Origin of the sequence: Sphingosinicella flava (assembly GCF_016025255.1) — a bacterium.
Taxonomy (GTDB): domain Bacteria; phylum Pseudomonadota; class Alphaproteobacteria; order Sphingomonadales; family Sphingomonadaceae; genus Allosphingosinicella; species Allosphingosinicella flava.
In genome coordinates, this window is record NZ_CP065592.1 from 1,298,546 (window position 1) to 1,310,455 (window position 11,910).

Sequence of the window (11,910 nt, forward strand, 5' to 3'; positions counted from 1 at the left end):
ATCCCAATCACGCCGCGCACTCCCTTGCCACGGTCACGTCATCGAACGGCAACACTTTATCTCCCACGATTTGTCCCTGCTCATGGCCCTTGCCCGCGAGCAGGATGATGTCATCCGGCCCGGCCTCCGCGATTCCCGCCGCAATCGCCTCGCGCCGCCCGCCGATCTCGCGCGCTCCCTTCGCGCCCGCCAGCACAGCGCTACGGATCGCGGCGGGATTCTCGCTTCTGGGGTTGTCGTCGGTGACGATGACGATGTCGGACATGCGGGCCGCCACCTCGCCCATCTCGGGCCGTTTGCCAACGTCCCTATCGCCGCCCGCACCGAAAATCGTGATGAGCCGACCCTTGGTGTGCGGGCGAAGCGCCTCGATCGCCGACTGGATGGCGTCCGGCGTATGGGCGTAGTCGACATAGACCGGCGCCCCGGCCTTGGTGATGACGGCCCGCTCCAGACGCCCGCGCACCGGCTGAAGCCGGGACAGATGTGAAAAGGTCTGCTTCACGTCGCCGCCCGTGGCGATGACGAGGCCCGCCGCCGTCAGCACGTTCGCGGCCTGATAGGCGCCGATCAGCGGCAGCGTCACCTTATGCTCCGCGCCGTCCGCCGCAATCGCAAGGACTTGGCCGAGTTGCGTCGGCGTGCGCGACACCAATTTCAGCGTTTCGCCCTTGGCGCCCACGGTCAGCACCTTCAGGCCCCGCGCCCGCGCGATCGCCTCGACCTCGGCGGACTTGGGATCGTCGGTCCAGATCACCGCACCGGCGCCGGGCTCCAGCACTTCCGTGAACAGCCGCATCTTAGCTTCGAAATAAGCCTCCATCGTGCCGTGATAGTCGAGATGGTCGCGGCTGAAATTGGTGAAGGCGCCCGCCGCCACCGGCAGTCCTTCTGTGCGATATTGCGACAATCCGTGGCTCGACGCTTCGAAGGCGGCATGGGTGACGCCCATGCGGCGGAGGCCCGCCATGTTGGAAAGAAAGGTCACGATGTCCGGCGTGGTGAGGCCAGTCGTCACTTGATCGTCGGCGGTGGTCACGCCCAGCGTTCCAATCGATGCCGAGACATGCCCCGCCATGCGCCAGAGCTGGCGAACCATTTCGACATTGGACGTCTTGCCGTTGGTGCCGGTGACAGCGACCACCGTTTCCGGAAACGGCGCGAAGAAGCGGGCGGCCAAAGCGGCGAAGGCCTGGCGCGGTTCTTCCGCTTTCACATGCGGGGCGCCTTCCACCTTCGCTTCAGGCCGCGCGACGATGGCGACGGCCCCCGCCTGGACCGCATCGGCGATGAAGTTCTCGCCATTGAACCGCGTGCCCGGAAAGGCGCCGAACACGGTTCCCGGCGCCACCTTCCGGTGATCGATCGCGAAACCGGTCACTTGCGCTTCCGCATCACTTCCAATCAGCTCGCCAAGGCGCATCCCTCAGTCTCCCCGGACATAGGGGAGGACTTCGGCCAGGTTCGCATCCTTGTCCATGCTCGGATGCACGCCCAGCATCGGCCCGACCCGGCTCACCACCTTCGAGATGACCGGCGCGACGTTCCAGCCGGCCGTGTGGAAGCCATAGGTTTCCGCCGTCGCCTTGGGGTCGTCGAGCATCGCGATGACGACGTAGCGCGGCTCGTCCATCGGGAACACGCCGGCGAAAGTCGTGACCACCGCAGCGCCCGTATAACGTCCGCCGACGATCTTTTCCGCGGTTCCGGTCTTGCCGCCGATCCGGTAGCCGGGCGCATCGGCTTTCTTGCCGGTGCCGTGCGTCACGACAAGGCGGAGCAGCGCGCGCATCTTGTAGGACGTATCCTCGCTGAACACGCGGCGGCCCTCCGGCACGGGATGATTTTTGCCGACCTTGAGCAGCGTCGCGGGATGCCAGACGCCGCCGTTGAACAGGGTCGCATAGCCGGTGGCGAGATGCAGAGGCGTCACCGCGATGCCGTGGCCGTAGCCGACCGTCATCGTCGCGACCTCGCCCCAGTCATTGCCCGGCGTCAGCGTCCGGCCGCGCTCCATCAGCTCGACCTCGACCCGGTCGAGGAAGCCCATCTTGCGCAGGAACTCCTTCTGCCGCGCCCCGCCAAGCTGCGCCGCGATCTGCGCGGTGCCGATGTTCGAGGATTCCTGCATGATTTCGGACACCGAACAGGCGCGGTTGAACGGATGGGTGTCGGTGATCGTGAAGCCCCCGGCTTTCAGGCCGCTCGGGCAATTGTACATCTGCCCCAGGCTCTTGATGACCCCCGCGTCCATCGCCATCGCCACCGTGAACGGCTTGAAGGTCGAACCGAGCTCGTAGACGCCCAATGTGATGCGGTTGAACCGCGCATCCATCGACCCCTTGCCGGGCACGTTGGGATTGAGCTCGGGCAGCGAGGACATGGCGAGTATCTCGCCCGTTTTCACGTCCATGATCACGCCCGCCGCGCCGATCGCGCTGAACTTGTGCATCGCCGCCGACAATTCGGCCTCCAGCGCTTGTTGCACGCGCGCGTCGATGGACAGCTGGATCGGCTCCCCGCGCGTCGCCGGATCGGACAGACGCTGGTCGAAGGCGCGCTCAATGCCCGCCGCGCCTTTGCCATCGAGATCGGTATAGCCGATCACATGGGCGGCGAGCTCCAGGTTCGGGTAAAGCCGCTCCGGCTCCCGGTCGAAGGCGATGCCCGGTTCGCCGAGGGCATTCACCGCCGCCACCAGCTCCGGCATGGCGCGGCGGCTGAGATACACGAAGGTCTTGTCTGATGTGAGGATGCGGCGATACTGATCGACGCTCTTTTCCGGCATCAATTCATTCAGCTTCACCGCCAATTCGTCGGGATCGCCGAGCAATTTTTTCGGATGAACGGCGATCGACCAGGCGTCGATGTTGCGGGCGAGCGGCACGCCGTTGCGGTCGAGTATGTCGCCGCGCGCGGGCAGCAGGGGATCGCCCGCCAGGCCGGTGCCCGACGGCGCGGCGAAGACGCTCAAATAGAGAATGCGGGCGACGATCAATGTCGTAACGCCCGCAAACACCAGCATCATCAGCATGAGGCGGTGATAGGTGAGGGCCAGCGTCGTCTGGCGCTGGCCCGGAAGGCTGACCCGTCCCCGCTCTATCGCAATTGCGTTCACCGCGTCGCTTTGCCCCCTCCGCGCGTTTCATTCTTCGACTGGTCGACGATGTCGCCAAGCACGTCGTCGCTCAACAGGCCCGCCGATTTCACCTGATTCGTCTTGGACTTAGCCGGTTTCGGCGCTTCCGCTTTCTTGACAGGAGAAACCGCCTTTTCAACCGCCGCCTTTTTCGGCGCCGTCTTTTCTGTGGATGTTACGGATGCGGACTTAACCAAAACGGACGCGGGCTTGCCGGCCGTTTCCAGGCTTGCCTTGCGCAGCAATGGCTGACCGGCTGGAACGTTGGCGGCGGCCTGGATCAGGCGCGGCTGGGCAGTTGCCGCATCCTGATCCGGGACCGTCACCGTTTCGTGGGAAGCCATGCGCACCGGCACGCGCTCCTCGACCGTGCGTTCATGCGTTTCGAAGCGCGCCAGCATCACCTGGTCGGACAGGAACTGGTTGGTGGCGGGCGCGGACAGCGCCAGCACTTCGGCATTCCATTGTTCGAGCTGCGACAGCCGCCCGCGCGTGCCGAGCTCGGTCTGGAGCGAACGGATGTCCTGCTTGGCCGCGATGATGCTGCGTTCGACCCGCGCCAGCTCGGCCCGCTCCGACGCGACCTGCAACGAAAGCATATAGCAGCCCAATGCCGCGGCGCCGACGCCCGCGACCCAGCCGACGGACCTGAAACCCTGCGCCATCATTGCGCCAGTCCTTCTCTTTTCCAAGCAATTGCGGCGGTGCGCCGGGCGACACGAAGCGTGGCGGAACGCGCACGCGGATTGCGTTTGAGCTCGGCCTCGCCAGGCCGCACGGCCTTGGCGACGGCTTCGAAGGTCGGCGCGGGCCCTTTGGCCGCGACCGGCAAGTGGCGCGAACCGGCGGGCGTCGATCCGCTCCGCTCCTTCAGGAAGCGCTTGACGATCCGGTCCTCGAGGCTGTGGAAGGTGACGACCGCCAGCCGCCCGCCCTCTTTCAGCACCTGCTCGGCCGCTTCCAGCCCTTCCTCCAGCTCCTGCATTTCCTGATTGAGGTGAATGCGGATGGCCTGGAAGGTACGGGTCGCGGGATCCTTCTTCATGCCCGGATGGTGGCCGAGCGCTTTGCGGACGACGTCGGCCAATTGCCCCGTCCGCTCGATTGGCCGCGCAGCCACGATGGCGCGCGCGACACGGCGCGACTTAGGCTCCTCGCCATAATGATAGAGGACGTCGGCAATCTCGCCCTCGTCAGCAGTGTTGACGAAATCCGCCGCGCTCTCGCCGTCCTGGCTCATGCGCATGTCGAGGGGACCGTCGGATTGGAAAGAAAAGCCGCGCTCGGCCTGATCGAGCTGCATCGAGGAAACGCCGATATCGAGCGTCACGCCGTCCACTTCAGCGATGTTGCGGTCGGCAAGCGCCTGACGCATCCGGGAAAAACGCTCCGGAACCAGCGTCAGGCGCTCCCCGCTCTCCGCGACGAGCCCTTGCCCGTCACGAATGGCGTCGGGATCGCGGTCGAAGGCGATGACCTTCGCACCCGTCTCCAAAATCGCGCGCGTATAGCCGCCGGCGCCGAAAGTGCCGTCGACATGGACCTCGCCCGCTTGTGGCGCGAGGCCTAGGATCACTTCGTCGAGCAGGACCGGAATATGGGGCGCGGGCTGGCTCACAGCGCGATCCCCTTCTCTTCCAACCGGTAGGCCGCGAGTTCCTTCAAATCCGCGTCGCCGCTCTTCAGCGCCAGATGCGGATTCCAGATTTCGAACGTGCCGCCGACGCCGACGAACAAGGCGAGATCCTCGATCTGCCCTTTCTTGCGCATCATCGGCGGCAGGATGATACGGCCGCTCGTATCGTAAGGAACGTCTTCGGTGATGCCGAAGGTGCGGCGGGCGCGGGCGAAGTGATTGCCCGCCTCGCCCTGCGCCTCTTCATTGAGGCGGCGGCGCTCATTCTCGGCATGAAGATAGCGGGCATAGCCGCGATCGTAAGCGGTGAGGCAGGGGTCGACCTCATGCGCGCCGAGGATCAGGGCTTTGGCGTCGGAACGGCGCTCGATCACTCCACGGATGAACGAGGGAACCGACAGACGCCCCTTGGCGTCCACCGCGTTCAGCGCGCTCCCGTTGAAGAGATGTTCGAGTTCCACCCTGTTTGCCCACCACCTGTTTCAGGCGGAGCTTCTCCGTTCGCAAAAACGCGCATCCACGTCTGTGCGCCGATTTAAACCGGCCAGAGAAAACCCCTCTCTATTCAATAGGAGTGGATAACATTGATGACTTGGGGATGGAAGGGGTTTTCATGCCCTATGCGGGGATTTCATGCCTTACCATGGTATAATGCTTATATATTCATGATCTGTTCTTCAAATGTACGACGCCCAAATTGCCCGGCGGGGCTGTGGATAAGTTTGTGAGAAGTAAGGAAGCGTTAGGATGCGCGGCGGAATCGCAATGCGAGTCCGGCAACCGCCGCGAGCAGGATCGGCAAGGCGGCCAGCAGGAACGCGCGGTCGCGGTTCGCCTGGGGGCTGGTCCACGCCACGTCGCCGCCGCCGCGCTGGCGCGTCACGCCGGCCAGCTCGTCGATCCAGTCCGCGACGACCAGCGGATTGTCCGCCGTGCGCAGGTCGCGGCGGTCGCCGCCTTCCAGCTCCGGCTCGATCCAGAGCGCGTCGTGCATCAGATCGGCGTCGGCGACGACGAAAGCGCCCCCCCTGCCGACACCGCAGCGGGCGACGAGCCCTGCGTCCCCGACGCGGCAGGCGGAGTTAGCGCTCTCGAAGCGTCCGGGCGCCGCGACAGCGAGCTTGCGGCCGCCGATAAAGCGGACCGCCTGTCCGCGCTCTCCATCCTCCAGCCGCAGCCCCCAATGATCGAGCAAGGGGCCGAGCAATCCCACCGGCGGAGCGCGGCGCGCGTCGCCGGGCGGCAAGCGGCTCGGCCAGACGAGCATGGGGTCGGTCAGGATCAACGCCCGCCCGCCGCCGCGCACCCAGGCGTCGAGCGCGGCCAGCTCCGCGGACGCAAGCCGCCGGGGCTGGGCCAGGAGCAACAGGCGGGCGCCCTTCAGCGCACTCTCGTCCAGCGTATCGAGCGGCTTCACCTCATATTCGCCGCGCAGCACGGCATAGGTCCGGCTCGGCTTCGCATCCAGCAGCCGGTCGCTCTCGCCCCAAATGACCGGCAGCGCTGTCATCACCGCGAGACCGGGCTTGTCCGCATCGCGCGCGGCGGACGCCGGCGGCCCCTTATCGACGACGATGCCCTCATAGATGGTCAGCCCCGTGGCCAGCATGAAGACCACCCCGGCGACCACCCCGGCGATGACGCCCCACCGCCCCAGCACGTCCCGCCCGACAAGGCACAGGGAATCGAACAGAAGGGCGAACAGCAGTCCCGCCCCCCATCCCCACGCCAATTCCGGCCAAGGGTTCGGGGCGCCAATACCGGAAAGAAACAACCCCTCCGCCAGCGCGGCCGCCAGCAGAGCGGACGGATAAAAGACCGCGCGCATCCGCCAGTCCCAGAACGACACGAAGGGGGCAAGGATCAGCAGCAGCCCCGGCCGCAGCAGGTGGAATATCCCCGCCTCCGCCCGGCCGGCCGGGAAAAAATCCCCCAGGAGAATGCCGAGCCCCAACTCCACTGCCGCGTAGAGGGATGCGGCCGCCACGGGGCGCCAAAGCCAAATGGGAAGGGTCATCGCGGGCAAGGTTTATTTGGGCTGCGAATCGGCATCGTTGGAATCGGCATTGCCCGGCGCTACGCCCAGTTCTGCGAGCGGTTCGTTGGGCTCTTCCTTGATGACGCCCGATTTCGGATCGGTAGTCGAAGGACTTTCGCTCAAGGCCGGATCGAGACTGTTGGCGGTGATCGGCGCCTCATCGCTCGCACGAGTAAAAACCGCGGCCAGCAGGACCAGCACGAAAACGAAGGCCAGGCCCGTCAGTCCGATGCGGACGCGCTGCGTTCCGTCCATGTCTTTCACGCGCTTCATTACGGATAAGCCTAAACCAGGCTTTTCGCTTTGTCGAACCGTGCATCAAATGCGGTCGCCCGCACGCATCTTTGCACTTGACGTTCCGTGCCGCACTCGCGAAATCTTCCGTTGTTATGAACAACTCAAAAACCTTCGCCGTCGCGGCGTCAGTCGCGGCCCTCCTCTCCCTCTCGGCCTGCAATAGCGAGCCGGAGGTTGTCACCGCCAATGCGCCGGATCCACAGGCCGAAGCGCTGCAGAACGCCGCGCCCGTGGAGCTGCCGCCCGCCATTCAGGCCAGCCGCACCTATCGCTGCAAGGACAACAGCCTCGTCTATGCCGACTTCTATACCAATAACACGGTGAAGGTCCGCGGCGACCGCAACGAGCCGGGTACGATCCTGACCCGCGGCGAAGGCGGCGGCGCCTACAAGGCCGAAGGCTATTCGGTCAGCGACAATGTAGGCACCATCACTTATGCCGCGCCCGGCAAGGGCAGCCAGAGCTGCAAGGCCTGATTTCCACCCTTTCAATTCCATAAGGCCGGCGAACATCCGTTCCGCCGGCCTTTTTCATGCCTAGTGCCAAAGGCCAAGCACCAGCGCGAAGATCAGGAATTGCGCGACATGATAGCCGCCGTTGATCAAAGTCAGCCTTGCGCTCTTGCCTTCGAACAGATGCTGGATGCCGAAAGACGTGACGATGAAACCTGCCCCCACGGCCAGCGCCCAGCCTATGGCATGAGTGAGAGCCGGGGCCGGACCGACCAGCGCCGCGAACACCGCCGCCGCGACCAGCGACAACAATATGCCGAGGCCGAAGCGCATCGCGGGCGGCATGCTTCCCTGATGGCCTTCGATGCCGCTGTCGGCCTGCCACGCCTTCAGGAACATCGCGTTCGAATACCACAGGCCGCCGACGAAAAAGCCGAGCACCCCCGCCACGATCACGGCGGGCCAATTCAGGTCCGTCCAGTTCATGTCCATCACCCCCTCCCCTCGTTACCAGTGTTTTACTGGGCTGCCACTTCGACTTCCCACTCCTTCATTTTCGCCTGCATTTCGTCCGGCGACACTTCGCGCACCTGCGTCGACAATGTCCAGCGATGGCCGAAGGGATCGACGACCGTGCCCATCCGGTCGCCCCAAAATTGATCCTCGACCGGCCGCTCGACCGACGCCCCGGCGCGGATCGCGCGGTCGAACGCGGCGTCCACGTCCGGGAGATAGATCATCAGGCTCGCCGTCGCGCCGCCCCGGTTCTTGGGGCCGAGCAGGTTCATGTCCGGCCATTCGTCCGACAGCATGACGTGGGAATCGCCGATCTTCACCTCGGCATGAGCGATCTTGTCGCCCATCGGCATGCGGAACACCTCCTCCGCGCCGAAGGCCTCGGCGTAGAAATCGATCGCCGCCTCAGCGCCATCGATGATGAGATAGGGCGTAACACTATGATAGCCCTTGGGAATGCCGCTGCCGTCCATCGCAACTCTCCTTGTGATTATCGCGATACTATCTTCTTCTAAAAAGGGTCACGCAATCGGGGGAAACGCCCATAATACCCCTCCCCCTCGATGGGGGAGGCTGGGTGGGGGTGATCTACGACGTAGAGCGCCACCTTTTCCGGAAGCATCACCCCTCCCCAACCCCTCCCCATCAAGGGGAGGGGCTTAGACTTTCCACCCGCCCAAACTCCCGCTATTGGCCCGCCATGACCCAATCGCCGATCACCCCGGAAGTCGTCGCCGAACACGGCCTCTCCCCAGAAGAATATGAGCGTGTCCTCCAAGCCATGGGGCGGGAGCCGAACCTCACCGAACTCGGCATCTTCTCGGTCATGTGGTCGGAGCATTGCTCCTACAAATCCTCCCGCATCCACCTGAAAAAGCTCCCCACGACAGGTCCGCAAGTCATTTGCGGTCCCGGCGAGAATGCGGGCGTGGTCGATATCGGCGATGGCCAGGCCGCCATTTTCAAGATGGAGAGCCACAACCACCCGAGCTACATCGAGCCTTATCAAGGCGCGGCGACCGGCGTCGGCGGCATCCTGCGCGACGTGTTCACCATGGGCGCCCGTCCCATCGCCAACATGAACGCGCTCCGCTTCGGGCGCCCCGATCACCCGAAGATGCGCCACCTGATCGCGGGCGTCGTCCACGGCATCGGCGGCTACGGCAATTGCGTCGGCGTCCCTACCGTCGGCGGCGAGGTCAATTTCCACAAGGCCTATGACGGCAACATCCTCGTCAACGCGATGACCGTTGGCATCGCCGACACCGACAAGATCTTCTACTCGGCCGCCTCGGGCGTCGGAAACCCCATCGTCTATGTCGGCTCGAAGACGGGCCGCGACGGCATTCACGGCGCGACCATGGCTTCGGCCGATTTCGGCGAGGATAGCGAGGAGAAGCGCCCCACCGTCCAGGTCGGCGACCCCTTCACCGAAAAGCTGCTGATCGAAGCCTGCCTCGAACTGATGGCGTCGGACGCCATCGTCGCCATCCAGGACATGGGCGCGGCGGGCCTCACCTCCTCCAGCGTCGAAATGGCCTCCAAGGGCGGCGTCGGCATCGAGCTGATCATGGACGACGTGCCGCAGCGCGAAGAGGGCATGACGCCCTATGAAATGATGCTGTCGGAAAGCCAGGAGCGCATGCTCATGGTGCTGAAGCCCGGCCGCGAGGATTTCGCCAAGGCGATCTTCGAAAAGTGGGAGCTGGACTTCGCCGTCATCGGCCGCGTCACCGACACCGGCCGCATGATCCTGAAGTGGAAGGGCGAAACGGTCGCCGATATCCCCCTCGCCCCACTTGCCGACGAAGCGCCGCTCTACGACCGACCCTCCATCCCCACGCCGAAGCCCGCGCCGCTCACCAATGTCCCGGACAGCAACGATATCGGCGCCGATCTCCTGAAGCTGATGGGTTCGCCCGATCTCGCCAGCCGCCGCTGGATTTGGGAACAATATGACCATATGGTCGGCGCCGACACCGTCCAGCGCCCCGGCGGCGACGCCGCGGTCGTCCGCGTCCACGGCACGGACAAAGGCCTCGCCATCACCACCGACTGCACACCGCGCTACTGCTTCGCCGATCAGGTCGAGGGCGGAAAACAGGCCATCGCCGAGGCTTGGCGCAACCTGAACGCGGTCGGCGCGAAGCCGCTCGCCGTCACCAACTGCCTCAATTTCGCCAATCCGCAGCGGCCCGAAATCATGGGCCAGATCGTCGGCTGCCTCGAGGGCATGAGCGAGGCATGCCGCGCGCTCGACATGCCGATCGTGTCCGGCAACGTCTCACTTTACAATGAATCGAAGGCGACCGGCGGCGGCTCCGCCATTCTGCCCACTCCCGCCATCGGCGCCATCGGCCTCCTCGCCGATTGGTCGAAAAGCGCCACTCTTGCCTTCAAGAGCGAAGGCGAAGGCATCTACCTGATCGGCGGCACGGTCGCGGAACGGGCCGGCCATCTTGGTCAATCGCTCTGGCTGCGCGAACTCCACGGTCGCGAGGATGGCCCGCCGCCGCCGGTCAATCTCGACCGCGAAAAGGCGGCTGGCGAATTCGTTCGCCAGTTGATCCTCGATGGCAAGGCGACCGCCGTGCACGACGTGTCAGATGGCGGCTTGCTCGTCGCCGTTGCGGAAATGGCGCTGGCGGGCGGCATCGGCGCCGAACTCGGCGCTATCACTGACGCCGCCTCCGCCTTTGGTGAGGATCAAGGCCGCTATGTCGTCACCGGCAAAGACCTCCATCTCGCCTACACGGCGGGCGTGTCCGTCACGCGCATCGGCACGACCGGCGGCAATGAGGTGGCGGGTGTACCCCTTGAGGATCTCCGCGCCGCCCACGAAGGCTTCTTCCCCAGATTGATGGGCACCAACGCCGCTCTCGCATGACGGGCTATTCCGGCACTCCGCTCTGGAAGAAACTGTCCCTGAAAGATGGCCAGCGCGTCTGGCGGGAAGGGATGCCGGACACCGTCCGCACCGAGCTCGAGACGGGCGGTCTGACCCTTATCCATCTGCCGGCGCCCGAAGCGCCGGTCGACGCCGCTCACATCTTCGTCACTGAAACGGCAAAGCTGGAGGAAGCCGTGCACCGCCTCCTCCCTGTCCTTGCGCCTACCGGCTTCCTCTGGATTTCCTGGCCGAAAAAGGCGTCCAAGGTGCCGACCGACATCACCGAAGACCGCATCCGCGACATCGTCCTTCCTACCGGCCTCGTCGATGTGAAGGTCTGCGCGGTGGACGCTATCTGGTCCGGCCTCAAGCTGATGATCCGCAAGGACCGCCGCTAACCGGCCGCCATCGTCGGTTCTCCTATATGCATCGCCTGATGCAGCCGGCTGCGCAGTTCCGGCGTATCGCGATGGCCATGCACTTGCACGGCATGCTGCGCTGCGGCTTCCATCAACTCCTCTTCGGTGTTGGCGGAAATGGCAATGGAGCAATGCGTGTCGCTCGGTATCTCGCGGCAATCGATATATTTGCGGTTCATGGCCACTCTCCTCGAGTCCCCCGCGCTCGTCTTCTTATACGCCTCTTCGAGTCTAAGCTCCACGCGCGGAAAGCTATTGCGACACGTTCTCATTATCGTTATCTAAATCCCATGATCGTCTGCGTTTGTAATGCGATTCGGGAACGGGAAGTACGCGAAGCCACGCGCAGCGGCGCCTCCTGCCCGTCCAGCGCCTATGCCTGCCTGGGCCGCCGCGCCAAATGCGGCCAGTGCTTCCCGTTCGCGCGCGAGGTGATCGCGTCCGCCCGGGCCGGCGCCTGACAGGATTCTCCCAAAAACCATTTTCCTACTTCCGCCGCATCGGTCATGCTAACAGGGCGTAT

14 protein-coding genes are annotated in these 11,910 nt (G+C 64.7%); 4 read left to right on the top strand and 10 right to left on the bottom strand.

Annotation, left to right across the window (positions count from 1 at the left end; genetic code table 11):
* Nucleotides 1-7: 7 nt before the first annotated feature.
* The 7 genes from IC614_RS06695 to IC614_RS06725 form a co-directional block, all read right to left on the bottom strand.
* The gene (locus tag IC614_RS06695) at nucleotides 8-1,423 is read right to left on the bottom strand and encodes a UDP-N-acetylmuramoyl-L-alanyl-D-glutamate--2,6-diaminopimelate ligase (RefSeq protein WP_200970593.1); all 1,416 of its coding nucleotides are present in this window, start codon (nucleotides 1,421-1,423) and stop codon (nucleotides 8-10) included.
* Nucleotides 1,424-1,426: 3 nt separating this feature from the next.
* Entirely contained in the window at nucleotides 1,427-3,118 is a 1,692-nt protein-coding gene (locus IC614_RS06700) for a peptidoglycan D,D-transpeptidase FtsI family protein (RefSeq protein WP_226372591.1), read from the bottom strand.
* Nucleotides 3,115-3,807, bottom strand: coding sequence for a hypothetical protein (locus IC614_RS06705; RefSeq protein ID WP_200970594.1), 693 nt, complete (start codon nucleotides 3,805-3,807; stop codon nucleotides 3,115-3,117). The genes IC614_RS06700 and IC614_RS06705 overlap by 4 nt, the downstream gene beginning before the upstream one ends.
* Nucleotides 3,804-4,757, bottom strand: coding sequence for a 16S rRNA (cytosine(1402)-N(4))-methyltransferase RsmH (gene rsmH, locus IC614_RS06710; RefSeq protein ID WP_200970595.1), 954 nt, complete (start codon nucleotides 4,755-4,757; stop codon nucleotides 3,804-3,806). Before rsmH ends, IC614_RS06705 begins: the two co-directional genes overlap by 4 nt.
* Nucleotides 4,754-5,236, bottom strand: coding sequence for a division/cell wall cluster transcriptional repressor MraZ (locus tag IC614_RS06715; RefSeq protein WP_200970596.1), 483 nt, complete (start codon nucleotides 5,234-5,236; stop codon nucleotides 4,754-4,756). Before IC614_RS06715 ends, rsmH begins: the two co-directional genes overlap by 4 nt.
* A gap of 281 nt (nucleotides 5,237-5,517) precedes the next feature.
* The gene (locus IC614_RS06720; protein ID WP_200970597.1) at nucleotides 5,518-6,792 is read right to left on the bottom strand and encodes a Gldg family protein; all 1,275 of its coding nucleotides are present in this window, start codon (nucleotides 6,790-6,792) and stop codon (nucleotides 5,518-5,520) included.
* A gap of 12 nt (nucleotides 6,793-6,804) precedes the next feature.
* Entirely contained in the window at nucleotides 6,805-7,086 is a 282-nt protein-coding gene (locus IC614_RS06725; protein ID WP_200970598.1) for a hypothetical protein, read from the bottom strand.
* Between the two features lie 116 nt (nucleotides 7,087-7,202).
* On the opposite strand from IC614_RS06725, the gene IC614_RS06730 reads away from it, so the two are divergent.
* On the top strand, nucleotides 7,203-7,586 hold the full coding sequence (locus IC614_RS06730) for a hypothetical protein (protein ID WP_200970600.1): 384 nt from the start codon (nucleotides 7,203-7,205) through the stop codon (nucleotides 7,584-7,586).
* 60 nt (nucleotides 7,587-7,646) lie between these two features.
* On the opposite strand, the gene IC614_RS06735 is transcribed toward IC614_RS06730, so the two are convergent.
* Both IC614_RS06735 and IC614_RS06740 read right to left on the bottom strand, forming a co-directional pair.
* Nucleotides 7,647-8,048, bottom strand: coding sequence for a DUF1761 domain-containing protein (locus IC614_RS06735; protein ID WP_200970601.1), 402 nt, complete (start codon nucleotides 8,046-8,048; stop codon nucleotides 7,647-7,649).
* A gap of 32 nt (nucleotides 8,049-8,080) precedes the next feature.
* On the bottom strand, nucleotides 8,081-8,551 hold the full coding sequence (locus IC614_RS06740) for a VOC family protein (protein ID WP_200970602.1): 471 nt from the start codon (nucleotides 8,549-8,551) through the stop codon (nucleotides 8,081-8,083).
* A 227-nt stretch (nucleotides 8,552-8,778) separates the two neighbouring features.
* Here IC614_RS06740 and purL point away from each other — a divergent pair, with 227 nt between their 5' ends.
* Together purL and IC614_RS06750 are read left to right on the top strand one after the other, a co-directional pair.
* The gene (gene purL / locus IC614_RS06745; protein WP_200970603.1) at nucleotides 8,779-10,965 is read left to right on the top strand and encodes a phosphoribosylformylglycinamidine synthase subunit PurL; all 2,187 of its coding nucleotides are present in this window, start codon (nucleotides 8,779-8,781) and stop codon (nucleotides 10,963-10,965) included.
* On the top strand, nucleotides 10,962-11,366 hold the full coding sequence (locus IC614_RS06750) for a hypothetical protein (protein WP_200970604.1): 405 nt from the start codon (nucleotides 10,962-10,964) through the stop codon (nucleotides 11,364-11,366). Before purL ends, IC614_RS06750 begins: the two co-directional genes overlap by 4 nt.
* On the opposite strand, the gene IC614_RS06755 is transcribed toward IC614_RS06750, so the two are convergent.
* The gene (locus IC614_RS06755) at nucleotides 11,363-11,566 is read right to left on the bottom strand and encodes a DUF1059 domain-containing protein (RefSeq protein WP_200970605.1); all 204 of its coding nucleotides are present in this window, start codon (nucleotides 11,564-11,566) and stop codon (nucleotides 11,363-11,365) included. The genes IC614_RS06750 and IC614_RS06755 overlap by 4 nt on opposite strands.
* Nucleotides 11,567-11,677: 111 nt before the next feature.
* Here IC614_RS06755 and IC614_RS06760 point away from each other — a divergent pair, with 111 nt between their 5' ends.
* Entirely contained in the window at nucleotides 11,678-11,848 is a 171-nt protein-coding gene (locus IC614_RS06760; protein ID WP_200970606.1) for a (2Fe-2S)-binding protein, read from the top strand.
* The last annotated feature ends 62 nt before the right edge of the window (nucleotides 11,849-11,910 follow it).

What these genes read in the sequence shown, in the direction of transcription:
- IC614_RS06750 (WP_200970604.1), top strand. Translation starts at nt 10,962, where the DNA reads ATGACGGGCTATTCCGGCACTCCGCTCTGGAAGAAACTGTCCCTGAAA.
- IC614_RS06735 (WP_200970601.1), bottom strand. Translation starts at nt 8,048, where the DNA reads ATGAACTGGACGGACCTGAATTGGCCCGCCGTGATCGTGGCGGGGGTG.
- IC614_RS06730 (WP_200970600.1), top strand. Translation starts at nt 7,203, where the DNA reads ATGAACAACTCAAAAACCTTCGCCGTCGCGGCGTCAGTCGCGGCCCTC.
- IC614_RS06740 (WP_200970602.1), bottom strand. Translation starts at nt 8,551, where the DNA reads ATGGACGGCAGCGGCATTCCCAAGGGCTATCATAGTGTTACGCCCTAT.
- IC614_RS06755 (WP_200970605.1), bottom strand. Translation starts at nt 11,566, where the DNA reads ATGAACCGCAAATATATCGATTGCCGCGAGATACCGAGCGACACGCAT.
- IC614_RS06725 (WP_200970598.1), bottom strand. Translation starts at nt 7,086, where the DNA reads ATGAAGCGCGTGAAAGACATGGACGGAACGCAGCGCGTCCGCATCGGA.
- IC614_RS06720 (WP_200970597.1), bottom strand. Translation starts at nt 6,792, where the DNA reads ATGACCCTTCCCATTTGGCTTTGGCGCCCCGTGGCGGCCGCATCCCTC.
- purL (WP_200970603.1), top strand. Translation starts at nt 8,779, where the DNA reads ATGACCCAATCGCCGATCACCCCGGAAGTCGTCGCCGAACACGGCCTC.
- IC614_RS06760 (WP_200970606.1), top strand. Translation starts at nt 11,678, where the DNA reads ATGATCGTCTGCGTTTGTAATGCGATTCGGGAACGGGAAGTACGCGAA.
- IC614_RS06705 (WP_200970594.1), bottom strand. Translation starts at nt 3,807, where the DNA reads ATGATGGCGCAGGGTTTCAGGTCCGTCGGCTGGGTCGCGGGCGTCGGC.
- IC614_RS06695 (WP_200970593.1), bottom strand. Translation starts at nt 1,423, where the DNA reads ATGCGCCTTGGCGAGCTGATTGGAAGTGATGCGGAAGCGCAAGTGACC.